Origin of the sequence: Bradyrhizobium sp. Pha-3 (assembly GCF_042258615.1) — a bacterium.
In the GTDB taxonomy this organism is placed as follows: Bacteria; Pseudomonadota; Alphaproteobacteria; order Rhizobiales; family Xanthobacteraceae; genus Bradyrhizobium.
Genome location: NZ_CP170152.1, coordinates 3,178,414 through 3,204,100, shown reverse-complemented (window position 1 = coordinate 3,204,100; position 25,687 = coordinate 3,178,414). Strand labels below are relative to the sequence as shown.

Sequence of the window (25,687 nt, the reverse complement as noted above, 5' to 3'; positions counted from 1 at the left end):
CATGCAAATCGGAGTACTCGCCAAACGCAGCGGGCTCACCGCATCCCGGATTCGTTTCTACGAAGCCCAAGGCCTGATCAGCGTCGACCGGCGGGCCAACGGCTATCGGATCTATTCGCCCGCTGCGCTCGTGGCGCTGAACATCATCACCAGCGCCCAAGAGGCCGGCTTCACCCTCGAAGAAATTCGCCGCCTCATGCCCGGTGACCTGTCCGGCGGCTACGATGGAGCTTTGCTCGACGCCCTGCGGAAAAAGGTCGACGACATCAGCGCGATGGAAAAGCGCCTGCGGCGGACGCGATTGCAGATCGAGGCCTTGATCGCTGATGTTGAGAACAGGCCTGAGGGGTTGACCTGTGAAGCGAACATCGACCGCGTTCTGAAGCAGTTCAAGGACCCGCAGCGGACGCAGGCCTTGGACAGGTAACGGATTGCGTTAGACCGCCATGGTCGGCGCCGCGAATGTCGATCGCACGTTCTCCGATTTGGCCGATTTCGCCATTACCGCTTGACCCTCAACCACACTTAAGGGTTAGGGCTGTGGCGATCAGTGTTCGCACCGCAGGCTGCGCGGCGGGACGAACAAGCCAGAGGACGAACATGTCTAAGACAGTTGTGGTGACCGGCGCGTCGACCGGTATCGGCTTTGCGACCAGCGTGGCCCTGGCCAAAGCGGGCTACGACGTCTTCGCTGGGGTGCGCTCAGAGGCCGCAAGCGAGCCGCTGCGCAAGGCCTCGGCCTCGACGCGGGGCAAGATCACCCCCATCATCCTGGAGGTCACCGATGCGGCCTCCGTCGTCGCCGCCGCCGAGCAGGTGAAGGCGGCGCTCGGCGGCGAATCGCTGTTCGGCCTGGTCAACAACGCCGGCATCGGCCTGGGCGGACCCTTGCTCTATCAGCCGATCAGCGCAATCCAGCAGGTGTTCGATGTCAATGTCATCGGTCTGCTGCGCGTGACCCAGGCCTTCGCCCCGCTGCTGGCGGCGACGCCGACCAGCCAGACGCGGCCCGGCCGGGTGATCAACATGAGCTCGATGGCCGGCAAGCTCGGCGCGCCCTTCGTCGGCGCGTACGTAGGCTCCAAACACGCGGTGGAGGGGCTGTCGGAGTCGCTGCGGCGCGAGCTGATGGTGTTCGGGATCGACGTGATCATCATCGGCCCGGGGGCGGTGGTCACCGCCATCTGGGACAAGGCCGAGGCCACCGATATCGGCTATCTCGCGGGCACCGTCTACGAGGGGCCGGCGAAACGGGTCAACGATTATTTCATCAAGACCGGCCGACAAGGACTGAAGCCCGAACGGCTGGGCGCCGTGGTGCTCATGGCGCTGACCGTCGACAAGCCGAAGACCCGCTACGCCGTAGTCAAGAACGCCCTGTTCAACTGGACCCTGCCGCGGCTGCTGCCCAAGCGGGCGGTGGACCGCATCTTCGCGAGGAAGCTGGGTCTGACGCCTCGATAACCCCGCGCGGTTCGTCAACGCGTCGACGACGATCGTGCCCTCCGATCAAAGCGGCCGGACCATCGCCCACCTGCCGGCCTGGGCCCTGCGTCTCCCGGACGAATCGGTAGCTTCCGCCGAACAGGTTCACGGCACGGCATACAGGCTCGCGCAGCCATAGTCGGTGTGTATGGCAAGGCATCCCGACCGAACCATACGATGGTGCTGCGCCTGATAACATGATCGACTGTGAACCGTAGTCGCCGCTGCATGCCAATGAGTTCAATGATGTCGACGGGATCGTTGTCGAATAGCGCCACCCTACCCCGAGGTCACAGCCCTCCGGGGAGTGCGATCACGTCCACTCCAAATCCAAAGCTGCGAACTTCGCAGCAATTCGGTGCGCCAGCGTGAGTAGCTGACGATCAGTACCGGGAGGTGTGATCAACGAAAGTCCATGTGGTGCATGGGACATGCGCAAGAACGGAAGCGTCACCTGAGGACATCCACCAAGGCCCGCCACACAAAGAAGACGCATGGCGTGCCGCCGATAGGCCTCAAGCGTTTCCACTGAAGCGGACCGCAGCGGGGCTGCACCGGGAACGGTGGGAACCACAATCACTTGTGTCCGCCGCCAGGTTCGCTCCAGTTGGCGGCGAATCTCGTCGCGCAGAGCCGCTGCGGCCGAGACCTGCTCAGCGGTCACGCTTCGAGCGAGTTTCATCCTCTCCGCAATACCGGGTCCGAGCGCGGGTGTTGCGGTCTCCAGCCAGTCCTTCAGCTGCGCCCAGACCTCCGCCAGTTGCAATGTCCGGAACGTCTCGAACCAGAGGTCGAGCCCCTGTTCGCTCACTTCTCCGTCCTCAAGCCGGATGTCTGGGGACACGAGACCGGCAATCTGAACGCGGTGCGATGGGTCACACACTTCCGGAATACTCCAAGCCTCGATATCCCAGTGGATTACCGATGATTCAAGACCGAGTTGGTCCGGCGGCAACAACACGTCTCCCACTCGTTCGAGTATCCCAGGCTTGCGCGCGCACCATCCGACTACGTCGAAGGAGGGCGCAAGTGCGCAGACCCCAGTAGTCGACACTACGCCATGGGTGGGGCGAAAGCCGAACAGACCGCAGAAGCTCGCGGGAGCACGGATGGAGCCGGCCGTATCCGTTCCCAGCGCGAAGTCGCAGAGCCCTGCGGCGACAGCCGCTGCCGACCCGCAGGATGAGCCTCCGGTCAGGCGATCGGGCGAAGCGCTGTTGAGCGGGGCGCCATAATGGTGATTGACGCCGCTGAGACTGAAGGCCAGCTCGTCCGAGATGGTCTTACCCACCACGCGCGCACCGCGAGAGAGCACACGCTCGACGGCCCAGGCATGCGCTGTTGCCGGCGGATGGGTTCGCGCCCAGACAGGATTGCCGAAGCCCGTTGTCGCTCCCGCAATATCGAAGACGTCTTTGACGCCACAGGTGAGGCCATCTAACGGTCCCGAGCCTGTGGGATCTATATGAAGACGCTCTCCTGGCATGAAAGCGCCGACAGGATCATCCCTACGAGGACGGGGTGGCGTGATAGGAGACATAATCAATCCTGCTGGAGGCTAATAACTCGATGCGCAGCGCGTTTCGTGGCGCGCTTGTTTTTGGGCCGATCAGATCCGGAATCGAAGCCCCCGGAACTCTGAAAGCGACGACTCGGTGACCGGCGCTTACTCCTCCGCCGATAGGGCCTGCATCATGGCCTTGTCGTCCAGTTCTCCTTGCCAACGCGACACGACGAGCGTTGCGAGCGCATTGCCGATGGTATTGGTTACCGCGCGGGCCTCGTTCATGAAGCGGTCGACCCCAAGAAGTAGCGCGAGCCCGGCGACAGGAAGCGCGTGAGTCGTGGCCAGCGTGGCCGCAAGAGCGATGAAAGCGGCCCCGGCCACACCAGCGGATCCTTTGGATGTCACAAGCATGACGGCAAGCAGGACGACCTGATCTGTCAGCGACAGACTGGTGTTCGTCGCTTGCGATATGAACAACGCCGCAAGGCTCAGATAGATCGCACTGCCGTCCGGGTTGAAGGTGATGCCCGCAGGCATCACCAGCCCGACGATAGGCTTGGGACATCCCGCGCGCTCCAGCTTCTCCATGAGCTGCGGCAGCACGCTCTCAGATGAGCAGGTGCCGAGAACGATGGCGATCTCGGCACGGATATAGTGCAGGAATTTCAGCATCGGCACACGAGCAATGCGCGCCACCGCTCCGAGTACAAACACAATGAAGAACGCTGCCGTTAGATACATGCAGGCCACAAGCAGCGCGAGATTGACAACGGAGCTGATGCCGTATTTACCGATCGTAAAGGCAAGGGCGCCAAACGCGCCAATGGGAGCGAGCCGCATGACAATGCGCATCACGCCGAAAAACCCATGAAGTGCGCTGTCCATCGCATCGACGGCGGACTGAGCGAATTTGCCGCTCAGAGAGAGCCCGACACCAAAGAGGACGGCAAAAATCAGGACAGGTAATATCTCTCCCTTGGACATGGCCCAAAGAATATTTTCCGGCACCAGTGTGAAGACCGTATCGGCAAGTGTCGTAGAGGTTTTCTGAAATGTAGTGATCGATGCGGTATCAATCTTGGAGACGTCAACATTGAATCCAGCGCCGGGCTGGACGAGATTGCCGACGATTAACCCAATCGCCAGAGCCATCGTCGAGATTACTTCGAAATAGAGGATCGTCTTAATTCCAACCGCACCGAGCCTTTTGATGTCGGTCATTCGGGCAACACCGACGGTGATGGTCAGAAAGATGATCGGGATAAGCACCATCTTGACGCAGCGAATGAAGAAATCGCCCAATACCTTCATTTCCGCGCCAAGCGCTGGGAGATACCATCCTAGCCCTATGCCGAATATCGCAGCGAAAACGACCTGGAAATAGATGGAACTCCAAACACGCGCCGGACTCTTCTTTGGCGCCATGCCCAGACCTTCGCTCAGAGAAATGGACATGTCTTGTTTCCTCGGTTGTCTGGAAGATTTGAAGGGATCGGTCGGCCTTTCAGGCCTTTCGGCAGTTTCAATCATTTGCGGTCTGCGGAGGCGCTCGGAGAAGAGAGGCCAGGTCGAACTTGGGATCTTCGGCCTGTTGCGGCCGGACCGGGACACTTGCGCCCAAGAGGCGCCGGGCGATCACGTGCTCTGCTGGAAAATTCAATGTTTCGACGCTAGCGAGCAGATCATTCTGAAAGGAAAATATCGAGAAGGATCGGTCATTTTTGGAGCGCCGCACCACCCGGTCGGCGCATTGCGGGACAAGCCCAACGATCTGCAGCTTGTCATCCGCCTGATCACTCCAGAACCAGGGAACAGCGGAGTATGAAGCCTTAACCCCGGAAAGGCGTCTGGCGACATACTTGGCCTGATCGGCCGAATTCTGAACAGAGGTGAGCACGATAGCTTGGGAGGCGTCGCAACGTGGAAATTGCGCGCAATCTCCGATCGCGCTAATTCGCGGATCGGATGTCAGAAGATCATGATCGACCATGATTCCGCTGCCCGTCTGAAGACCAGCTTGTTTCGCAAGCTCGATTCTCGGGGTGACTCCGACAGCTTCGACCACGAGATCGGCATCGATCTGCACGCCGTTGGACAGGGTGAGAACAAAGGCTGACGAAACAGGGGACCGGATCCCGATCACGCCGACATCGAGGATGATCTTGACGCCGCGCGACTGATGTCGATGCTCCAGATAACGGGATACGTCGCGCGACGCCGCCCGTTCAAGCACTCTTGCGGCCCGGTCGACGACCGTAACCTGTTTGCCAAGAGCCACCGCCGCAGCGGCGAACTCCATTCCGATGAAGCCGGCACCGATGATGGCCACGCGACGTGCGTTCGGCAGCGCGCCGCGCAGACGCTCGGCAGATTGCAGATCATTGAGATGGGCTAGGAACAGGCCTTCTGCCACAGCAAGCCGGTTTGGCTCGGCACCGACGGCGAGAATCAGATGCTCATACCGAAGCTCCTTCCCTCCGTCCAAATACAGCGTCTGGCCGGCCCGATCGATTTCTCTCACCCGTCCGCGGATCACATCGATCCCGGCGTTGGCGAATGCATTCGGCGAACGCAGAGGTGCCGCCGTGCCGTGCTGCAGGAAGGATTTCGAGAGAGGTGGGCGCTGGTAGGGCAACGTCTCTTCGCCATTGATCAGTGTGATCGGACCGTCCAGCCCCCCTAAGCGAAGCGCAAATACTGCCTCGGTGCCGGCATGGCCGGCGCCAACAATAACGATACCCCCGGACGACTGCGGATTGACGCTCATTTCGGACTAGAACTGTGTTGCAGGGATTTCGACGAACGACCCAGACAGGTCGGGCGTGACGGCAATCTGGCAGGCCAGCCGGCTATCGGACCTGCGCTCCGCCGCCACTACCTCGAGCATGCTGCTTTCAGCTTCCGAGGGACCCGGCAGAACGGCAGTCGCAGGCGCCGAGAGGTAGACATGGCAAGTGCCGCAGGAAAGCGCGCCGCCGCACTCGGCCTCGATCCCCGGAATCGCATGATTGCGTGCAACGGCCATCAGGGTCTCGCCGATCTCGGCTTCGCACTCGCGCTGTGTCCCCTGCGGCGTCCTGAAAACAATCCGTGCCATGGTCGTCCTGTGCGTTTGGTTGTCAGACAACTTCTTGGACCGCTCCCTGGAGCGGTCGTGACCCGAGCATGTCAGCGAGAAGCGCGCTGCGGGCTTCATCCGCATTGAGTCCGTGTTCAGCCAAAAGTGGCGCGCAGCTTTCCAGCGCGTCTTCTACGGAGGCAGCAAGTGCCAGCTTCTTGTAGGTGTCCTCGACGCGGATGCCGATGCTTTCGCCGATGATCTCGACCGCGTTGACGATTTCGAACGAAACGCCGTTTTCGAACTTGCAGAGTTCGCGCTGGCAGCCGTGAAAGATGGTTGCCAGCGTGGTGACGCCGGCGCGCGCCGCCGCCTCGAATTCCGTCACCCGCAGGCTTTCCTTGAACTTCGGCGTTACTGTCAGATAGGTGGACATCAGCCCGGCCCGCGGCACGTCGAGGTGCACGAGTTCGACGCCCGAAATCTCGCTCAACAACCGCTCGACGGAGTGCACAACGTCGGGTCTTCCGGGACGCTCGTTGATGGCGACCCGCTTACTCATGTCATGCTTCATGAGCGGCTTCAGCCGGTCGAGATGGCGTTCAAGGAAGACATAGAACGGCGTCATGTCGAGATCATCGCGCCCGGTCATGAGCTGGTGCGCGGGCAGGATGATGTGTTCGAACTGCGACTGGCAGCTCGGGCACCATGTCAAATTGGTGGTAGCCTGCTTGGCCTCGATCTGGCTCAGCGCGGCCATGCCTGCCCGTCCGGCGGTTTCGCCGTCGCCCGCGCGAAACTGGTTGATACCGCAGCAGGCGCTCGAACCGCCGATGATCTCACAGGAGAAGCCCATCGCCTGCAGGATCTCGACACACAGGAGGACGATGTGCGGCGTCTTGCCGACGTTGCAACCGATATAGAAAGCGATATCGGGCTCATCCCCGTTCGTGGCGGGCTTAAATTCCGGTTGCAGCCGGGCCACCTCGCTCCGATCCAGCTGCAGCCTGGATATGATCCTAAGCGACTTTGCGACCCGGCGGAAAGAGGCGGCTGCGTTTTTGCGGACCGCGTCGCCATCACGGCGGCGAACATTCTTGTAATTTGCCATCTTCACAAGAAAGAGGGGATCCACCCCATAGTCGCACGCCTCGCGGCAGTACCCGCTGCTCGAGCAGGCTCCGGCCCAACGTTGCGCGGCTTCGTTGCCTTCGCCGCCGCGGATCAGGTCGACAATGCCGCCGAGTACATGCTTTGGGTCAGCCTCGGAGAGGCCGATGGCCTCCTTCATTGGGCAAACCTCGAAACACTTGCCACAGCCGACACAAGCGGAGGCTACATCCTGCACGCGCGTGTTAAGCGTCTCAATAAAATCCATTCGCCGGCTCCTTCGAGCGTATCGGCCCGATTGGTCGACTATGGAGCGGCGCGCTGTGCGTGCGGAATTGCCAAAGCTCAAATGAGGATATAAAGACTCCTTATGCCTACGCGAAAAGATGCGCGAGGGATGCGGCTTGGACGCTCGCTGAAGCTGCGTGACCTCCACACCCTGACGGTCGTCGCCGAGCTCGGCAGCATGGCCAAAGCAGCGGCGTTTCTGTCGATCACGCAGCCGGCGGTTTCGCAGGCGATCGCGGACCTGGAACGTTTTGCGGGCGTTCGTCTGCTCGATCGAAACCCTCGCGGCGTCGTGCTCACGGTTGCGGGAGAAGCGATGGTCGCGCGCGGGCGTCAGGCGCTTGACACGCTTGACCTCGGCATGCGCGACATCGCGTTCCTAACGGATGGCGGCCGCGGCGTCGTGCGAGTAGGTGCCGACATGGCCTTCATCGCTGGTGGCCTGATGGCCGACATCATTATCCATCTGCGCAGCCGCCATCCCGGAATATCCGTGCATGTCTTCGAGACCAGCACGCGCGTTTCAGCGCCGGAATACCGAGAACTTCTCGAGCGTGGCATCGATGTCCTGCTCGGCCGGCGCTCACACGGAAACATCGATAGCGAATTGCTCGTCGAGCACCTGATGGAGGAGAAGCTCAAAGTCGTGACGAGCTCAACTCATCCGTTGGCAGCGCGGAAGCGGATCGACTGGGCGGACCTGACGGGGGAGAGCTGGATTCTGGCGGCCACCGACAGCATGGCCCGTATCACCCTAGAGGATGAATTCAGGCAGCGTGGCCTGAAGGTGCCGGATGCAGCGATAGCGACTTATTCCATGCAACTGCGCCAGCAACTCCTCACGACAGGAGAGTATCTCACCGTCATGACAGAATACTCTTTTCGCCATGGCGCCGACCGGTGGGGCCTGCACGCGCTGCCGCTCGAATGCTCACAACGCCTTCCAGTCGTCATCCAAAGGCTCAAGCACCGCGCGTCGACGCCCGTAGTCGAGAGATTCCTACGGTCGGCACGCGCCGTTATCCTCGAAACGGTACGAAAACGGTGAGACTCGCACAGTCTGCCCAAAACTGCGGCGAACGGTGCAACCGCTTATCCGAGCTGCTTCCTCTAAAATGGACATCGGATATCCTTCGGAAGACTATCCTTGTCGCAGCCTGCAAGTGCTGCGCTTGCAATAGGCTGAAAGCTGGCTCGACACCATGTGCTTACTAGATCACATCCAGTAGGAATGGTGACATAACATTTCGGCTTGTCGTGCCATCCTATCCAATATCACAACAAGCCAACGGGACAGCCCGCGTGAGCCGTCTATGCAGCCGCGCAGTTTGCGGACAATCCGATGGCATCGTCGAACCGTCGGCCGTTTGACGTCATCGATGCTAGCAGGTCTGCGTCGACCTCGCTCGACTGATAGCCATTCTCGCCTCCACCCAGCCACAGTTAAATCACATAGCCGCTTGACGTTTACCAACCAATATGGACCGTCCCACTATCGGGGAGCGTTCGGCCGACGTCGTGACCAACCCACACAGCCGTCGGCTCGCGGCGCGTAGTAGCCGCGCGAGAGAACCGCGTCCCGGCAGTTCGTCTTTCACACGATCACCCGGCTTCCTTGGGATCAGCGATGGCGCCACCACCGTGCATTGGTGGTCGAGCGACCGGATCAGGCCATAAAGACCATACCCAGTCGGGCCGGCTTCGTAACAGAAGTGGACGCGGTCAAACCGGTTGGCGATCCGCCCTAAGACGCGGCGCATGTTGGTGGCCGAAGCATCAACCTCGCCGAAGAACCGCACCTCCCCCTCCCGGCCTGCGTCCGCAATCGCGACGGCATTTCTCAGCTTGGCCACATCGATTCCGACAAATGCTTGCCTATAATCTGCCACGGCTCGTCCTCCTGTGATGAGGATCGGCTCGGTTCGGCCGAGCAACCCTCGGACGCGCAGTGTAGGGCGAGCCACCTCATCGGCAGAGGCGGACATACGGTCTTACAAGCAATCGATCACGCAGGCAGAGTCTAGAGGATAACGCTGGATGGTCCCGAGCAGCCCGAAAATCTAGCGTGCTCGGGACGGAGTACAGGGTGGACGACGTGAACCATCCTTGAGCAAAGATTAAGCGGACACTCGCCGAGGCGAATTAGGACCGCTCCGCCGCGTTCGCCGTTCTTAGTCGAAGTTGTTTCGCTTTCCTTGGCGCACGTAAGCTACGGTATCGGCGATATGGTTGCGGCCATGGGTCGGAGCATCTTTAGCCAAATGCGCAAACAGCTGAGTCGCAAAGCCAAAATCAAGACTGTCGGCGAGCTGCCGGCGCCAGGGTCGGCGAACGATCTGCGCCGTGCAGCGGCGCGTAGTGCGCGGTTGCGTCATGATATGGTCAGCGATCTTGTAGGCTCGCTCTATAAGTTTTTCGCGCGGCAATACCTCATTCACCATGCCGTATTCGAGCGCCTTTTTTGCGTCGATAGCCTCGCCAGTCAGGAGCGCATAAGCCGCGCGCTTCACGCCAAGGACCTCCTGAAAGCAACTGTGGATGCCATCCCCGGGCACCGATCCGATGTCGTAGTGCAGATCAAAGATGACAGCGTCTTCAGCACACAGTGTGATGTCGCACATAATGCACATCTCAGTATGGAATCCGGGGCCGTTGATAATGCCGATGGTCGGAATTTCTAGATCGTTGACCATCGAGGACACGTTGATGCGGCCGTCCTTGTAGCCATATTCGTAGGCCCAATTGGCGAGGTCCTGCTGCTCCAATACAAAGCCTTCAGGATCCGAGTCCATCATGAATTCCTTGCCCGATCCCGTAAAAATCATGATCTCGTTTTCCGGGTCTGCACCAACCGTCTTCAGCATTTGACCAACTGACCGATGGTTCTCAACGCTGAGCTGAATCGGCCCACCATTTGTGTGCGCCTCAACCAAGATCACCCCGTCCGGACGGCGGGACATCTTGTAGAAATCCTTGAAGCGCTCTTTGTATTCGTCGAATTTCGGTGTCGGAAGGAAGTTTGTAATGGACATTGTCCGGCTCCTTGAGCTCTCTGCGGCCATGATTTCTCTTCTACGAGCTTTCTAGTTCGTTATCGTTTCAGCAGTTAGGACTCTAAACTCGATTGATTGGATTTGCTCTTGAGGAGGGACGTGTCGGTCACGCCCTACGGTAATGAGGCCGTCCTGTAACGCGCTCGCGATCGCATTGAGTTCGCGCGTGGTGAACCCAATAGGACGCTGTCAGCACGCGTGAGCAAAGATTCCTTTTGTCACCTCATCAAGCATGTTGAGGCGCAAAAAGAGGCTTCAGCTCGATATCTGACCGTGCGCGGTGCGTTCCAACCTGTCCGGGCCTTCTTTGGGTTCCGAGAACACATCCAGCGGCGGCCCTGGGCTGGTTGGGCGGATAGTCGATCACACAACGCATCCTCTGCGTGACACACAAGAAGGCCCCGATGGGCATGTCGGAGCCTTCCTTGGAAGCTAACGGCTCTGTCTGTTCGACAGGGTCTTACCAGTTGCGCTGGGCACGGAGGAGCATGGTCACTGTGTCCTGATCCTTCAGCTCGTACAAAGCGGCTGGCTTGGCCAGAGAAGCGCTTGGCGCCGCGACGACACCAGCATACTTCTGATCGAGGTGGGTGTAGGTCACGTCGGCCGAGAAGGTCAGGTTCTTGACCGGGGTCCAGCGGGTGATCACGCCAACCTGCGCAACATTGTAGTCGGGATTGCAGCTAGTGATCCCGGTACCGGGGGCCGAAGCGAGAACCGTGCGGACCGAGCCACTGACGCCACAGAGCAAGGTCTTGGCTGTGTCGTTGTACATGATTGCAGCGTAGGCACCATAGATACCAGTGTTCCAATAGGGATCCCAATTGTGGGTGTAGCCTCCGCGGAAGCCCCAGGTTTTGATCGTCTGCTGCTGAGTACCGGCAGCGAAGATGGTGTCAGGCGCAACGCCAATACCGACGCTCTGGTAAATACCGGGTAGGCTGGTGCCCCCGTAGACCTGGGCTGCACCTGCCTGACCAGCCAGATCCTGGATATTGTAACGCGTCGCACCGTCCGTATAGACACCATTCAGGTTGACCGTGTCGCCAGGCCCAGTTGGGATGTTTTTGATCGACAGGGCCAACTGACCGGCCCAGCCCCACTTGTCATCCGGATGACCAGTCAACTCGGCGGCGCCGTAGTAGGCAGCATGGTTGTCATGCGCAGCAATCGACGCCTGGAGCAGACCCCAAGGCTGGTCGACACGGAGCATGGCAACAAAGTCCGGCGAGATCGTTCCGGCGTAGTCGCTCGTCCCGTAAGCGCCGCCTGCGCTGAGATTGTTCACACCGGCCTGGTAGTAGGTCGTCGGATCCTGTGCGGACAGAGATAGCGACAAGCCGCTGCCGAACTCAGCGGTATAGGTGAACTGGTTCACGCCAAGGATCGCGCCGCCTCCACCGACGAGACCGTCGAAGCTATTGGCCGGATAGTTGGTCCAGGGGGCGCTGAACTGAGAGATCGCCTTGCCGATGGTGAACCCCGCGAACTGCAGGAATGCATAATTGACACCGACCGCCCCGCCCGCGACTGCGCCGGCGTTGGCGTTGTTCGGCGCTGAGGCCGGGGACACGGCAGCACCGCCACCGATGGCCGAGTAGATGCTCGAGCCGGGCGCAGCCGCGTTCGGATTGTTTGTGTAACTGTCCGTAGTCCAGCTGAACGTCGCATCAAAGAAAACACGAAGCAGGCCGTACTCGGTCGCGGTGCGTGTATCGACGTTCAGATCTCCACGAGAACGCCAAGTGTAGCCGTTCGTGAAGCGGTTGTTCGCACCGGCGGGCAGGCCCGTGTTGCCCGTGGCGTCCGAGTTGGTGTTCGCTAGGACATCCACGCGCACGTAGCCACCCAACTTGATACAGGTGTCGGAGCCCGGGATGTAATAAAATCCGGGACCATACAGGGAGCACACTTTCACATACTCGACCGCTTTGGCGTTGACGGGAAGATCTGCTGCTTGCGCTCCACTCACGACAATGAGGCCCGCCGCGGAGCCCAAAGCAAGACACTTAACTATGTTCATCTTAACCCTCCAAATCGGAATGCAGACAGGCTTTTCGACCTTCATCTAGGCCACCCGCCGAACAATGTTCGATATCGACGTTTTCGCACCTCCGAGCACTTGATCTCGATCGACCAGCGTAAGCCTCCCTTTGTGCTTAACCAGAATTCCATCCACGATAACGGTGTCGACATTTTCAGGACCGGCAGCGTCAACGATCAGATCCGCGGGATCTTCGGAGAACCACCCCATATTCCATGCGTTCGGATTGAGCATGATGAGGTCAGCCTTCTTTCCCGGCGTGATCGAACCGATCTCTTGGTCGAGCTTGACCGCCCTCGCGCCGTCAATTGTCGCGAGGGCGAGCAAGCTACGCGCGGAGATGACAGTTTCGTCCTTCCTTCGACCAGCCTCGATCAGCCGAAGCAGCCTCATAAGGGCAAACGGGTTCGAGTGTCCGGCCAGCGCATTCGAGTCGATTCCGATTCCGAGCCGTACGTCAGCATCCAGAAACTCTCCGAGCCGGGTGAAACCATAACCCATGCGAAGTTCGGTCAACGGCGTCAGCGCCACCGACGCTCCGCTGCGCTTGATCTCTCGAAATTGCAGAACGTTCACTCCTGTCATATGCACAAGCTGAACGTCCGACCGAAGCATGTCGAGCTCCGCGAGCGCGGCGAACTGAGACTCGGCGGTCTCGCCGCCAACGTGAACCGAAATCGGAAGGCAGAGTCTCCGTGCCGTATCAAGTTCGAAGGCAGCCACGTTCAGGCTGGCAGACCGCTGCCTCTCGCCAGAATTCTCGATCCCTGGCAGACCGCGCCACGCCAGCCCCAGCGTGAGCGGAGCGCCACCGACTAACCTCGTTACGCTGGCGACGTCCAGCGGCTTGATCGAGGGCGAACTTAGGACCGCAACGGAGAAGCCATACACCGCGAGAAATTCAGCCGCGGCGATTGCGCCTGGCACCATCATGCCGGATGCAATCAGGACGACCTCGTCGCCATCCCGAACCAAGTTTGCCTTGCCAAGCTCCAGGACATGGTCGTCGCTGAATATTTTCGGAATCTCGCCGCGCTTCAGGCGCAGGTATACGGGGCCGCGCTCCTGCGCAGCTAAATCCACCGCTTGTACGATCTCCGTTGCATCAGCGAGATCGAGCACCTTCATGTTCGGCAATACTCGCATCAAGGCGATGTCGTCTATTGCCTGGTGGCTCGGACCACCCGGCGTTGATATGCCCGGCATAAAACCGACGACCTTGACATTCAAATCGGGATACGAGACGGCCATCGCGAGCTGGTCAAAGCATCGCCGTGTGGCAAATACACCAAACGTATTGACATACACAGTACGGCCCGCGCGCGCCAGCCCGCCGGCAATGCCGACCATGTTGGCTTCCGCCATTCCGATGTTGAAGAACCTGTCCGGCAACTGATCTCTAAACAGATCCGTTTCCGTCTGCCTCGTTAGATCGGCCCCCAGGCACACGATGTCTGTTCGCGATCGCGCCAGACGCACAAGAGCCGCGCCATAGGGCTTCATGACCACATCGTATGGAGGCCGCCGGACTTTGCTTAGCGCAAGCATCTTACCTACCCGCTCAGGATGTTAGATTATGCAGGAATTCAAGACTTAGCATGTCGCCGCACCCTACCGTTTGGACTGAGCGATCAAACAATTTGACTCAGGCGGGCAACCCTCACGGCGTTCACCCACAAAGGAGAGTTGTGCTCCCGGCGCCAGCTCGTGCGGCAGATCGCGCCTGCTGACGGTTAGACCGCCCGCCGACGCAACTGGTCAATGCCGACCGCTATGAGCAACAGCAGGCCATGGGCGGCCATCTGGAGATAGCTGTTGACGCCAAGAAGTATCATTCCATTGTTGAGCACGCCGATGATGATTACGCCGAGAAGCGTGCCGCTGATCCGCCCTTCTCCGCCGTGCAGGCTGGTTCCGCCGAGCAGGACTGCCGTAAGGACAAGAAGCTCATATCCGACGCCCGCTCCGGGCATTGCCGCCGCGGCCTGCCCCATGAACAGGAGGGCTGCTATCGCAGCTGACGCACCGCTAGCGGCGAAGACGTAGTAGATGTGTCTGTTAATGGCTATGCCGCTCAGACGACTGGCGTTGACGTTCGATCCAATCGCGTAGATCGCACGCCCCAGCCGCGAGTACTTCGCCACAACGCCGCAAGCCAGGAATATGACGAGCATCAACAGGACGGAATACGGAACGCCTGCAATCCGGCCGGAACCAAGCTCCGAAATTGCCTCGTCCGTAATTACGGTCGTTCGTCCGTTAGTAATGACAAACGCGACGCCACGAATAATTGAAAGAGTCGCGATGGTGACAATGATGGAATCGATGCGCAGCCAGACAATGATACTGGCATTGATGAGACCGCATAACAAACCAAGACCAACAACGTAGGTGATCGTAATGAACGCGGGATATCCCTCTTCGAGTGCCATACCGCCGACGACGCATGTTAGCGCAAATATCGAACCCACGGAAAGATCGAGATTGCGAGAAATAAGAACCAGGGTCATGACAGGCGCCATTGCGCCCATGACCGCGACCGACAAGAGGATGTTGCGGAGATTGGAGAACGTCAGAAAGTGGGGCGACATCGACGCAAACATGGCGCAAAGAGACAGCAAGAAGAGCAGGAGCGCGAGGCTTTGCGCGTCGATGCGCACTTTCGCGCTTTGACGCGTCACGGTGCCATCGAGATGCACCGCCGCCGGCGGATTTTTCTCTCCGAGCTTTGGTCGAAGGTTCATAACACCACCTATCCGAGTGCTTCTTTTACCAAACGATTGACAGACAAGTTGTTCGCGCCAAGCTTCGCAACGATCTTGCCTTTCTGTAAAACGAAGGCAGAGTCGCAGACAGTCGCGATCTCCTCAGCATCGGAAGAAAACACCAGGCAACATCGCACATCCTTCTTGGCGAACTCCCGAATGTTCCTATAGATGTCGGCCTTGGCACCGACATCCACACCTCGCGTCGGTTCTTCGAGGAGGAGGATCCGCGCCTCGGCGGCAACCCATTTCGCCAGCACAATCTTTTGCTGATTGCCACCGCTTAGGTCCGCGACCGGTTGATCGATCTCGCGCATGCGAACATCGAACCGGGCGGCTAGATTCCCGCCGATTTGCCTTGCCAGGCGCCTATTGACGAAGCCGAGGCGGGTGACGTTCTGCATCGAGGCCAGAAGTATGTTTTCAAGAATCGAAAGGCCTAGAGCCAAACCGTCATATCTGCGATCTGCGGGGACATAACCGATGTTCCGCCGTATCGCGTCCGCGGGATTGAGTGGCAGCCCGGCTACCTGCTCTATGACGCACTTCTTCGCCTCGGCTCGCTCGTCAACACCGAACAATGACCGGGCGATCGAGCTCTGTCCCGCACCGAGCAGGCCAAAGAAGCCGATGACCTGGCCTTTTGGTGCATCAAAACTCACGTCATGTAGATCTTTGCCATTACGAAGGGATTCGACTGATACCAGATGCGGCGCGGTATCACTCACCTTTTCGAATTCGCTGGATGTAAGCTCTTCGCCGAGAATATGGGTAACCAGACTCTGTTTGGTGATTTCGCCTGGGACAAGCTCGGCGACCTTCCTTCCGTCCCTGAGCACAGTAATGCGATCGGCGATTTCCATGACCTCCTCGAGCCGATGGGAAATGTAGATGACCGCAACCCCTCGCGCTCGAAGCTTGCGAACTAACTCCAGTAAATTGGTCACCTCCACGGACGGAAGCGCCGCGGTCGGTTCATCAAGGAGCAGGACGCTTGCCTTTCGAACCAGTGCACGGGCGATTTCGACAATTTGCCGATCCGACACGTTGAGATCCCGTACCGTTGCTTGGGGATCAATGGCAGCTCCAAGCGAATTAAGAACCTCGCGGGCACGCTGCTCCATCTTGGAGCGGTCAACGAGCAGGCGTTTCCGCGGAAGGTCCCCCATAAAGATGTTTTCGGCGACCGAGAGCGTTGGAGCGAGTTCTAATTCCTGATGGACGCATTGGATCCCAAGCCTTTTTGCGTCTATGGGACTCGAAACGCGGATTGTGCGTCCGCGATGCATCAGTTCGCCACCATCCGGCTGAATAACACCCGACAGGATCTTGGAAAGCGTCGATTTCCCTGCACCGTTCTCGCCAACGAGCGCATGCACCTCGCCAGGGTACAACGCAATCGTGACCCCCTTTAGTGCGTACGTCGCCCCGAAACGCTTTTCGACATTCGCGGCCTGTAAGAGCGCCTGAACGGTCATTGAGGGTAGAACTGCGTAATGTTGTCCCGTGTAATAAACTCAGCTTGGGAAGGCCTGCTTTGTTCTGGTACCGGCTCGTTGAGAAGAATCTTCTCGGCAATACTCAAGATATCTTCGCCCCACAGTTCGGGGAAGAAGCTGTATGTTCCTATGAGAGCCGAGTTATCCTTACGAATTTCCGGAAATACGGCGGCATCTCCGCCAGTCGACGCAATTAGAACGTCGGATTCGCGCTTTGCATTTCTGGCTGCGGCTAGTACCGCCAAAGCCATTGAATCGAGATGAACCCAAATTACGATCTTTTGGCCTGGAAAGCGTGTCAGCGTGTCGAACACCAACTGCCGCGTGTTTCCGGCGTCATTCTTGCTCGAAAACTCCACAACGTTTAGGCCAGGAAAGCCCTCCTCAATTGTTTTCCTGGCAGCGTTTGCCCGTTCCTGAAAGATCGCGCCGAGTTCAGGCGAGCCAATCACCATCGCTACGGGCGCAGTGCCCGGCCACTTTTTCATCGCCTGCTCAACAAGAGCTCGCCCTCCCTCAGATCCCGATCGCCAATTGTCGACCATATAAATTGGATAACCAGGCAACGGCGTCTGAATCGACAGGGCCTTGATTTTTTCTTCGGAGAGTATGCCTGCGATAGGCCGATTGGCGGCTTGCTGCGAATTGTATTCGATGAACAAGTCATAGCCGCTCGACGCAACCGTGCGTGCAATCTCCACCGCTCGGGCGGCGTCGTTTCGATTATCTAACCAGGTCATCTCGAAGCGAGGTCGTTTTCTCGCGGCCTCTTTCAAGCCCTTCAGAACCGCGACCGCAAACGGAATTTCATCCGTTGTATTGGCGTAAGCTACGCGCCAAGGCCTCGTCGATACGAGGCCCTGCGCCAGCGATGGCACAATGCGAACGATAGGAGCCGCCCCCAGAATACCGAGGGCAACCCGCCGGCTAATCCTCTTTGCGACCATGACTCCCCCTCACCAGCTCAGCTTTTGCCGTGACCGCGAAGAACTAGAGAGCTTCTGACGTCGTTGCATCGACGTGCTCTTTGCCCGACCAACCGCGGAACGGGCGCAACTTTATGTGCTTCGCGAAAAAGCAGGTTAGGACAAGCAACTTAATCAGTAGGATTCTCGCACAAGACTTCCGCGCAGCGGTCGTCTACAATCTACACTTGCTATCGATCGATAGAGCTATCTTAGAATGAACTTGAGTCTGGTTGCTCGCGCTGCGATTCGACGCTGCAATGGCTTTCGGGTCTCGGCTACCATCAACCGCTCCCTTGCGCTCAACATGCGTCGCGATAATTAGTCCGGAGCCGGACTAGTGAGCTTCAACTACCGACTAGATGTGAGCCGGCTGCGAGAGTCCGCACTTCACTGGGCGGCCGCTGTGGGTCAGAGGGATGACAGCTAGCCTGACCAACCTACCAACATAGCTCCCGATTCGTCGCCACGGTGCCCCGGGAGAGAGGCGACCCGCCCTCCGACTGTTTCGTAAAGATAGGACTCTAGCGCACATCTATTGCAGTCGGCTTCACCGTCGATGGACAGCTCCAATGGCCAAACCTAACTTGCTGATGCGATGCTGGCGCGACCGTGTCAGGAAACATCGCAACGAGGCTCCCACCTGCGTTAACGCCCTGAGCAATGAAGAGCTTCGTACCGTGGACGCTCACAGAGGAAGGCGGAATGGTCAGTTTGCTTGAGCCGATATCGCTGGGAGACGTTCTCCTGCCAAATCGAATTGCAATGTCGCCTATGACCCGCAACAGAGTCTCGCAGGGCGTCGTGTCGCAATGGACGCCGGAGTACTACCGACAGCGCGCGACAGCCGGACTAATCGTTTCCGAGGCATCACAAGTATCGCCCGAGGGGCAGGGATACGACAACACGCCCGGCATCTATGCATCTGATCACGTCAAAAGGTGGAAGCAGGTCACCGAAGCCGTGCATGCCGCGGGCGGACGAATTTTTCTCCAGCTTTGGCACGTTGGTCGCGTCTCTCACGTGTTCTTGCAACCGCGCAATCAGCCGCCGCTGGCACCTTCGGCCATTGTCGCTAAGACAAAGGTCATGGCGGGAGGGGAGTTTCGCGGGACATCGATGCCGCGTGCTCTGACGACGGAGGAAATTCTCCACATCGTCGGTCAATTCAGGCGAGGCGCAGCCAACGCCATAGCAGCAGGCTTCGACGGTGTCGAAATACATGGATCGAATGGATATTTGCTCGACCAGTTCTTAAAGAAAGGTTCGAATGTCCGGAACGACAGATATGGTGGATCGATAGAAAATCGTGTGCGCTTTCCGATCGAGGTGGCTCAGGCCGTAGCCGAGGAGATCGGTAGGTCCCGCATCGGCTTTCGCATGGGTCCCGTGACGCCCGCAAACGATGTGTCGGATCCTGATCCGCAGCCCCTGTTTGAGCATCTTGCGGAGCGCTTGGGTGAAATTGGGATTGCTTACATCCACGTTGTGGAAGGAGCCGGGGGCATTACCCGCCGCAACATGCAATTTGACTACGGGAGACTGAGGAAGCTTTTTCGCGGAATCTATATCGCCAACAATTGCTATACGCCGGCTGACGCAAAGCTTGCCGTCGCGACCGGGGCGGCCGACATGGTGTCCTTCGGACGACCTTTCATCGCCAACCCCGATCTCGTCGCTCGCATCACCAGAGATGTTCCTCTGAATGCAGCAGATCCGAGCACCTTCTATGGTGGCAACAGTCAGGGCTACACCGACTATCCGACAGTGAGCTCTGGCCTCGACCCTGCGAATTCGGACGCTCGCGCTACTCGCGTGGAGGGCAACCAAGGTAACACCGCGAAATAGCGCATCAATCCGGACGACGAACCGCGGCACTACTTCCACATCTTCCCATCATGAACGGCTGCCGCTGACGCGGGTCGTAGAACGCAGGTTGCCCCATGACTCATCTTACTCGATTTCTTAACCAAATCGGCGGCCGGCCGTACGAAAGTACAACTGGACGCTGGCTACGCTCGACGAATCCCTTCACCGGTCAAGACTGGGCTGAGGTGCCACTTTGCGGGAAGGACGACGTCGAGACAGCGGTTGAAGCCGCCCACTTGGCCTTCACAAGGGGTCCATGGCCAAGTCTTAACCCCAGCGGCCGCGGCAAGCTCCTAAGGCGTCTCGGCGATTTGGTCGCGCGGGATGCTGAAAAGCTCGCAACCATCGAAGTCAAAGATAACGGCAAGCTGATTGCCGAAATGTTAGGGCAGCTTAGGTATATACCCGAATGGTTTTATTATTTTGGCGGACTGGCGGACAAGATTGAGGGCGGTGTTTTACCGTCGGACAAGACCGACGTGTTCGCGTTTACCAAGCAAGAGCCTCTTGGCGTTGTGGTAGCAATCACTCCCTGGAACTCGCCGCTGTTGCTTTTGACCTGGAAGCTGGCGCCTGCGTTAGCTGCTGGCAACACCGTCGTCATCAAGCCATCGGAGTTTACTTCTTGCTCCACTCTAGCGCTTATGGATTTGATCAAGGAGGCTGGCTTCCCCAATGGAGTCGTCAATACGGTGACAGGACTCGGCTCCGAAATCGGTGCCGCTCTGGTCGAGCATCCGAAAGTCGCGAAGGTCGCCTTTACCGGCGGAGATACCACGGGAGCGGCGGTCTATTCAGAAGCGGCCCGACATATTAAACACGTCACTCTCGAGCTGGGTGGCAAATCGCCCAATATCATCTTCGCTGATGCCAAAATCGATGACGCCGTAAAGGGCGCAATTTCAGGAATATTTGCGGCCTCAGGACAGACATGCATCGCTGGATCTCGCTTGTTGGTCCAACGTTCCGTTTATGATGAGGTATCCGCGAGGGTAGTGGACTTCGCCCGCTCGGCACGGCTCGGTAACCCTCTCGACGGAGCGACGCAAGTCGGCCCGATCACGACGCAACAGCAGCAAGAAAAAGTTCTGCATTATATCGACATTGGACGCGGCGAAGGAGCTCGTTGTCTTCTTGGCGGCGGCCGCCCCTCCGCGCCGGAGCTGGCTCAAGGTTGGTTCGTCGAGCCAACGATATTTGGCGATGTCTCCAATAACATGCGGATTGCCCGGGAAGAAATTTTCGGACCGGTCCTGTCGATCATTCCATTTGAGGATGAAGTTGAAGCCATTGCAATCGCCAATGACAGCATCTACGGGCTGGCTTGCGGTGTGTGGACCTCCAATATTCGTCGCTCCTTTGCCATGGCTAACGCAATTCGAGCCGGCACCGTGTGGGTGAACACATACCGTGCAGTGAGCTTCATGGCACCGTTTGGAGGTTACAAGAAAAGCGGCATCGGTCGCGAAAACGGGCAAGCTGCAATAAACGAATATCTGCAGACCAAATGCATATGGATCAACCTCGGCGAGAGCGTCCCAAATCCTTTCGTGCTCCGCTAGAACGCGAGCTTTGAACGAAATGCGCTCCTGAATGATGCAAATCGGATTGAGGGAAGAAGTGAGCAGCAGCTGTGTCAACGATAGTCAGGGAATGCGGGATGCTATCCGCATGCTCTGCGCAAGCGCCCGCTTCGACCACATCGTGAGGCTGCGCGCGATTCTATTCAGACTCTCTGGCCGGTGCCGGCGCATCGGATCGCGACAGAATTGCGCTTCATGCCCGTGAAGACCTGTATCAGTTGGAGCTGTGGACCGCTTGCAAAGGCAGTCGGTGGGAACCATCATGACTGACATACTCGACTTCGTCGCACCACTATTTGCACCTGCACATCGATCCGAGCGCTTCGAGAAGGCCGCCGCTTCAGGAGCTGACGCCATCATCCTCGACCTTGAGGACGGGGTGCCCCAGGATGTAAAACAACGCGCAAGGTCTGTCATAGATGCCAATTTTACCAGTCTTCCGGTTTTTGTGCGCATCAACGGCTCGCAAACAGAATGGCACGAAGCGGATCTCGCCGCAGCGCTGAGCGGACAATTTTCCGGAATTGTGCTGCCAAAGTCCGAGGCAGGGCCGGATCTCGACCGAGTGTGCGCACGCGCCTTGGAAGAGGGAATTCGAGTTATCGCCCTTGTTGAAACCGCTAAGGGTATCCGGGATGTACACGCGATCGCCAGAACGGAAGGAGTTGCACGCCTCGTGTTCGGCTCCGTCGACTTCTGCGCGGATATAGGGGCTGCCCATTCCCGTGAGGCGTTGCTTTCCGCGCGATCGGAGGTTGTTTTGGCATCTCGAACAGCGGGTATTCCATCCCCGGTGGATGGCGTAACGACAGCAATCAATGACCTGACGCTGGTGAAAAGCGATGCCCGGCATGCTTGCGACCTTGGCTTTAGAGGAAAGCTTTGCATTCATCCGAAGCAGGTCGAGCCGGTCAGAGCCGCCTTCCGCCCTACCGTTGAGGAAATTGCCTGGGCAACAGCCGTCCTTTCGAGCGGCGAGGGCGCGGTTATGCTGGGCGGCGACATGGTCGACGAGCCTGTGCGCATACGCGCACGTGCGATCATCACACGATCGAAATAGACTTACCGCCGAAGTTGCGAGCCGGTTCCGAGGAAAGAGGCCACCGAGGTCATGTAGTGCTGTGGGCACTGCACCGGACTTTTCATTCCGAAGGACTGGAAAGACAATGGCTCACAAGGCCCATCGCCCGCCGCTCGAAGCGTGCGGACGTCAACTTGCTCGCCAATATCGAGATGATTGAAGAGGGGCATCCCTGCGTGCAGATTGCTCAGCAGCTACAGGCTGCCGAGAGCGCGACCGAGAATGCCACGAAAGAGCGCATTCACGATCACACTAGCGAATGCATCGAGCAACCACGGAAGGAGCCCGTCTTCCGTACGTTGGCCGGACATTCGAAGTTCGTAGATGTTGTCGCGTTTTCGCCGGACGGCCGAACTGTCGCGTCGGGAAGCCTCGACAGTACGATCAAAATTTGGGACTTGGCGAACGGCAAGGAATTGAGAACGCGGCGACACGCCGGGGCCGTGGCCGCTGTCGCCGATGCCGGAGCACTGGGCTTCTTTGTGCTCACGCTAGACAACGTCTGCCATGCGGGTGGACAAAGCAACTGGACGAATACTGGACAAAAGGACAAATGCACCACGAAATTACCTGCAGCTGCGCATGATGCATACTCGTGGTGCGGGCGCCCTCTTCAACTATCCATTGCCTGTCCACTTTGCGCCGGAATTTACAGGCAAAGCGACGTACAGTTTCGCTTCAAGCTCTGCGTTGACGCTGAACCTTCACGACCGAGCTACACGGACAATGACTTACGTGGCATTTCAGACTGCAGCAATCGAGTTGATCCGAGCAATGGCCGTTGACCGTGGCACGCCCGGTACCTTTGAAGCGCATGTCATCCGCCGCATGACGGATCAGGAGCTTCAAGACCATTCATCGAACATTCTTGACGCGGTGGCTGATGCTGCCATCCCCGACAGTATTGGGGTCAGCGGTGACATGCGGTTCTGTAGATGGCGCCTGTGTCACAGTTCAGAGAGAGTGTTCGTCCATCGATGACGCGCGAAACGTATCCGTCGCTCCGCGCTAACTCGACGCAGGTGACATCGATCGAGCTTCGTCACCTGCGCTATTTCGTAGCGGCGGTCGAGCATGGAAGCTTTCGCAAAGCCAGCGCGGCGCTCGGCGTTCAGGAATCCGCAGTCAGCCGCCGCATCCGCGATCTTGAAGACCATCTCGGCGCATCCGTCTTCCAACGATACAATGGCGGCGTCCAACTAACCCTCGCCGGCGAACGCTTCCTGCACCGGGCCAAGCGCGCGCTTAGGCATGTGCATGAAGGTGTGGGCAGCGCCGCCGCGATCGGCCGGAGCGACGAGGGGAGGGTAAAAATCGGAATCTTTTCGTCGATCGCATCTGGCTTTCTCCCGACGCTTTTCAATACCTTCGCGAAACTGCATCCCAGTGTCGATGTCGAACTTATCGAAGGTAACCCATCGGAACATATTGCGGCTATCCGCCAACTCCGGCTCGACGTGGCGTTCATCACTGGAACGACACATTGGCCGGGCTGCGATACGGAACAGTTTTGGTCGGAACGGGTGTTCGTGGTGTTGCCGTGTGAACATCCGCTGTCCGCCAAGGTCCAGATCGATTGGATTGATCTCGCGGGCCAGAAGTTCATGGTCAGCGACGCGGCGCCCGGCCAAGAGATTCATGACTATCTGGTGCAGCGGCTCGCCGAGCTTGGTCGCCATCCTGAGATCAGGCGGCAATTCATCGGCAGGGACAGTCTTCTTGCGTCAGTGTCCGTCGGCCGTGGCCTGACGGTGGCAAGCGAGGCCACGACGGCAATGCAGCTTCCCGGTATCGCCTATCGGCCAATCCGCGATGAGATCCTGCCGTTCAGCGCCGTGTGGTCGACGAACAACGACAATCCGGCCGCCAGGAGGCTACTGAGCGTTGCCCGGACATTAGCGGGATCAAAGACATTGCGAGCGTCGCGGCCAAGGTCATGACGCAGTAGTCACACGCCGGGCTTTTGCGAATCCGCGATCGGTTACGATGAATCTCGCGAGCATGGGGACGATCAGTTTCACAGGATCGGCCGCGGACTGTCCGTTCTCCCGTGCCAAGATTTCGGCGTACACAGTTAGATCCCGATGGAGCGTTGCAGGCAACTCCACCGTGACTTTGACCGGCTTGTCGTCGGCGATCGGACCAAGTTTCAGCTTTGCCATGTCAGCCTCCGTAGGGTTCGAGCACGAGATCACGGGTCACGATGACCCGGACTGGGAAGCCTGGCCGGATCGTCAGCGTCGGCGCGATGTTGAGTTGGCGGCCGACGATCTGCTGGCCGATCTGGCTGGTGCTGTTCGAGGTCCCTTGTTGAAGCGCACGGGCGATGTCGCTCTCATTGCCCGAATAGCCGGCCTCGGAGCCGACACTGAGGATGGTAGAGAGCAAGGCGGCCTTGAACAATTCGCCCCAATGGTAATCAACGCCATCCTCAAGGCCGGCATAGCCTTGGGAGTCAGTCCCCGGTTGGCGTTCAAGAACGACGGACCGTCCGTTCGGGAATATCAACCGATTCCAAACGAGCAGCACGCGGCGCTGACCGAAGCCGACCCCGTTGTCATACTGGCCGATGACGCGGGTACCCTGCGGGATGAGCAGGATCTTGCCCGTGGGACTATCGTAGATGTTCTCCGTCACCTGCGCGGTGATCTGGCCTGGGAGATCGGAGCGAATGCCAGTGATGAGCGCTGCCGCGATAATAGCGCCGGCTTGCAGAACATTGGCGGAGGCGGGCGTGGCGACGCGATCGGGAGACACGGTGCGCTTATCCGGCACTTGATTGAGGAAGGCAAGCTGCCGGTCCTGTGCTGAGGGCGTCGCCGGCTGCGGCGCAAGGCCAAGGCTGGCCAGGTTGGTTTGTGGCGTGGACGCAGTTGTCGTGGGCTGGGCGGCAGACACATTGTTATTGTTTGCCGAGCTCGCCTCCGCGGACGCGAACAGACGCGCGGTGCGCGCAGCCTCCAGCTCCTGAGCCCGGCGTTGTTCCTCCTGGCTTCGGCCCAAGGATTCAGCGCTTGGCATGGCGATGGGCGGCGTGGGCACGGACTTGCCTGAATCCTGCGCGTTGAGGATCGGGCGCCCGAGATCGCCGGGAAGCGGCGGGCCAAGTTTTGGGACGCCGATATAATCCTTCGGCAGACCGGCAAGCCCATCCGGGGTTGTCCGGTTGTCGGTGGAATAGAGTTCCTGGCTCTGATAGGCGCTGTTACGGCTCTGGAGCGCATAGATCAGCGCACCGCCAACACCGAGACCCGCGGCAAGGCCCAGTCCTGCCAAGACCTTGCGCGACAGGCGCGTCACACGCGGCGGGTCAGAGCGCAGCCGCATGGACGCGACAGCCTCGCCAGTCGGTGACCGGGCGCCATCCCTACCCGGAGGCT

At 58.9% G+C, this 25,687-nt stretch carries 21 protein-coding genes and 1 pseudogene; 8 read left to right on the top strand and 14 right to left on the bottom strand.

The features are described 5' to 3' along the window. Window position 1 precedes the first annotated feature (1 nt). The gene (locus ACE10Z_RS15005; RefSeq protein WP_375788602.1) at window positions 2-427 is read left to right on the top strand and encodes a MerR family transcriptional regulator; all 426 of its coding nucleotides are present in this window, start codon (window positions 2-4) and stop codon (window positions 425-427) included. A 173-nt stretch (window positions 428-600) separates the two neighbouring features. Beyond that, window positions 601-1,464 (top strand): SDR family oxidoreductase, encoded by an 864-nt coding sequence (locus tag ACE10Z_RS15000; RefSeq protein WP_375788601.1) that lies wholly within the window; start codon window positions 601-603, stop codon window positions 1,462-1,464. A gap of 334 nt (window positions 1,465-1,798) precedes the next feature. On the opposite strand, the gene ACE10Z_RS14995 is transcribed toward ACE10Z_RS15000, so the two are convergent. The 5 genes from ACE10Z_RS14995 to ACE10Z_RS14975 all read right to left on the bottom strand — a co-directional run bounded on the left by ACE10Z_RS14995 (window position 1,799) and on the right by ACE10Z_RS14975 (window position 7,341). Further along, on the bottom strand, window positions 1,799-2,971 hold the full coding sequence (locus ACE10Z_RS14995; protein ID WP_375789835.1) for an amidase: 1,173 nt from the start codon (window positions 2,969-2,971) through the stop codon (window positions 1,799-1,801). Window positions 2,972-3,151: 180 nt separating this feature from the next. After that, window positions 3,152-4,447, bottom strand: coding sequence for a C4-dicarboxylate transporter DctA (gene dctA / locus ACE10Z_RS14990; protein ID WP_375788600.1), 1,296 nt, complete (start codon window positions 4,445-4,447; stop codon window positions 3,152-3,154). 67 nt (window positions 4,448-4,514) lie between these two features. Continuing rightward, a complete protein-coding gene (locus ACE10Z_RS14985; protein ID WP_375788599.1) occupies window positions 4,515-5,759 on the bottom strand; it encodes an NAD(P)/FAD-dependent oxidoreductase in 1,245 nt (414 codons plus the stop codon). Window positions 5,760-5,765: 6 nt separating this feature from the next. Further along, on the bottom strand, window positions 5,766-6,089 hold the full coding sequence (locus tag ACE10Z_RS14980; protein ID WP_375788598.1) for a 2Fe-2S iron-sulfur cluster-binding protein: 324 nt from the start codon (window positions 6,087-6,089) through the stop codon (window positions 5,766-5,768). 22 nt (window positions 6,090-6,111) lie between these two features. After that, window positions 6,112-7,341: a heterodisulfide reductase-related iron-sulfur binding cluster gene (locus tag ACE10Z_RS14975; protein WP_375788597.1), complete on the bottom strand. Its 1,230-nt coding sequence runs from the start codon at window positions 7,339-7,341 to the stop codon at window positions 6,112-6,114. Window positions 7,342-7,557: 216 nt separating this feature from the next. On the opposite strand from ACE10Z_RS14975, the gene ACE10Z_RS14970 reads away from it, so the two are divergent. Beyond that, the gene (locus ACE10Z_RS14970; protein ID WP_375788596.1) at window positions 7,558-8,496 is read left to right on the top strand and encodes a LysR family transcriptional regulator; all 939 of its coding nucleotides are present in this window, start codon (window positions 7,558-7,560) and stop codon (window positions 8,494-8,496) included. Window positions 8,497-8,948: 452 nt separating this feature from the next. Here the strand turns inward: ACE10Z_RS14970 and ACE10Z_RS14965 are convergent. The 7 genes and pseudogenes from ACE10Z_RS14965 to ACE10Z_RS14935 all read right to left on the bottom strand — a co-directional run. Next, window positions 8,949-9,433: pseudogene (locus tag ACE10Z_RS14965) on the bottom strand (IS110 family transposase); the annotation flags it as partial. Window positions 9,434-9,619: 186 nt separating this feature from the next. Beyond that, complete coding sequence (locus ACE10Z_RS14960; RefSeq protein WP_375788595.1) at window positions 9,620-10,480, bottom strand: enoyl-CoA hydratase/isomerase family protein; 861 nt, start codon at window positions 10,478-10,480, stop codon at window positions 9,620-9,622. Window positions 10,481-10,961: 481 nt separating this feature from the next. Then, window positions 10,962-12,524 carry a porin gene (locus ACE10Z_RS14955; RefSeq protein WP_375788594.1) on the bottom strand — a complete coding sequence of 521 codons (1,563 nt, stop codon included), beginning with the start codon at window positions 12,522-12,524 and terminating at the stop codon, window positions 10,962-10,964. Window positions 12,525-12,569: 45 nt separating this feature from the next. Beyond that, window positions 12,570-14,048, bottom strand: coding sequence for an amidohydrolase family protein (locus tag ACE10Z_RS14950; protein WP_375788593.1), 1,479 nt, complete (start codon window positions 14,046-14,048; stop codon window positions 12,570-12,572). Window positions 14,049-14,278: 230 nt separating this feature from the next. Then, window positions 14,279-15,289, bottom strand: coding sequence for an ABC transporter permease (locus ACE10Z_RS14945; protein ID WP_375788592.1), 1,011 nt, complete (start codon window positions 15,287-15,289; stop codon window positions 14,279-14,281). Between the two features lie 8 nt (window positions 15,290-15,297). Then, window positions 15,298-16,788, bottom strand: coding sequence for a sugar ABC transporter ATP-binding protein (locus ACE10Z_RS14940; RefSeq protein ID WP_375788591.1), 1,491 nt, complete (start codon window positions 16,786-16,788; stop codon window positions 15,298-15,300). After that, the gene (locus ACE10Z_RS14935; protein ID WP_375788590.1) at window positions 16,785-17,756 is read right to left on the bottom strand and encodes a sugar ABC transporter substrate-binding protein; all 972 of its coding nucleotides are present in this window, start codon (window positions 17,754-17,756) and stop codon (window positions 16,785-16,787) included. The genes ACE10Z_RS14940 and ACE10Z_RS14935 overlap by 4 nt, the downstream gene beginning before the upstream one ends. Before the next feature lie 723 nt (window positions 17,757-18,479). Here ACE10Z_RS14935 and ACE10Z_RS14930 point away from each other — a divergent pair. The 5 genes from ACE10Z_RS14930 to ACE10Z_RS14910 all read left to right on the top strand — a co-directional run bounded on the left by ACE10Z_RS14930 (window position 18,480) and on the right by ACE10Z_RS14910 (window position 24,247). After that, entirely contained in the window at window positions 18,480-19,622 is a 1,143-nt protein-coding gene (locus ACE10Z_RS14930; RefSeq protein WP_375788589.1) for an alkene reductase, read from the top strand. Window positions 19,623-19,717: 95 nt separating this feature from the next. After that, window positions 19,718-21,205: an aldehyde dehydrogenase gene (locus ACE10Z_RS14925; RefSeq protein WP_375788588.1), complete on the top strand. Its 1,488-nt coding sequence runs from the start codon at window positions 19,718-19,720 to the stop codon at window positions 21,203-21,205. 283 nt (window positions 21,206-21,488) lie between these two features. Continuing rightward, window positions 21,489-22,286: an HpcH/HpaI aldolase/citrate lyase family protein gene (locus ACE10Z_RS14920; RefSeq protein ID WP_375788587.1), complete on the top strand. Its 798-nt coding sequence runs from the start codon at window positions 21,489-21,491 to the stop codon at window positions 22,284-22,286. 155 nt (window positions 22,287-22,441) lie between these two features. Next, entirely contained in the window at window positions 22,442-23,092 is a 651-nt protein-coding gene (locus tag ACE10Z_RS14915) for a metal-sensing transcriptional repressor (protein ID WP_375788586.1), read from the top strand. Between the two features lie 192 nt (window positions 23,093-23,284). Further along, a complete protein-coding gene (locus ACE10Z_RS14910) occupies window positions 23,285-24,247 on the top strand; it encodes a LysR family transcriptional regulator (RefSeq protein WP_375788585.1) in 963 nt (320 codons plus the stop codon). Here the strand turns inward: ACE10Z_RS14910 and ACE10Z_RS14905 are convergent. Together ACE10Z_RS14905 and ACE10Z_RS14900 are read right to left on the bottom strand one after the other, a co-directional pair. Beyond that, complete coding sequence (locus ACE10Z_RS14905) at window positions 24,242-24,469, bottom strand: DUF2274 domain-containing protein (RefSeq protein ID WP_375788584.1); 228 nt, start codon at window positions 24,467-24,469, stop codon at window positions 24,242-24,244. The two genes, ACE10Z_RS14910 and ACE10Z_RS14905, sit on opposite strands and share 6 nt — an antisense overlap. A gap of 1 nt (window position 24,470) precedes the next feature. Then, the gene (locus ACE10Z_RS14900; protein ID WP_375788583.1) at window positions 24,471-25,634 is read right to left on the bottom strand and encodes a TrbI/VirB10 family protein; all 1,164 of its coding nucleotides are present in this window, start codon (window positions 25,632-25,634) and stop codon (window positions 24,471-24,473) included. Window positions 25,635-25,687: the final 53 nt, after the last annotated feature.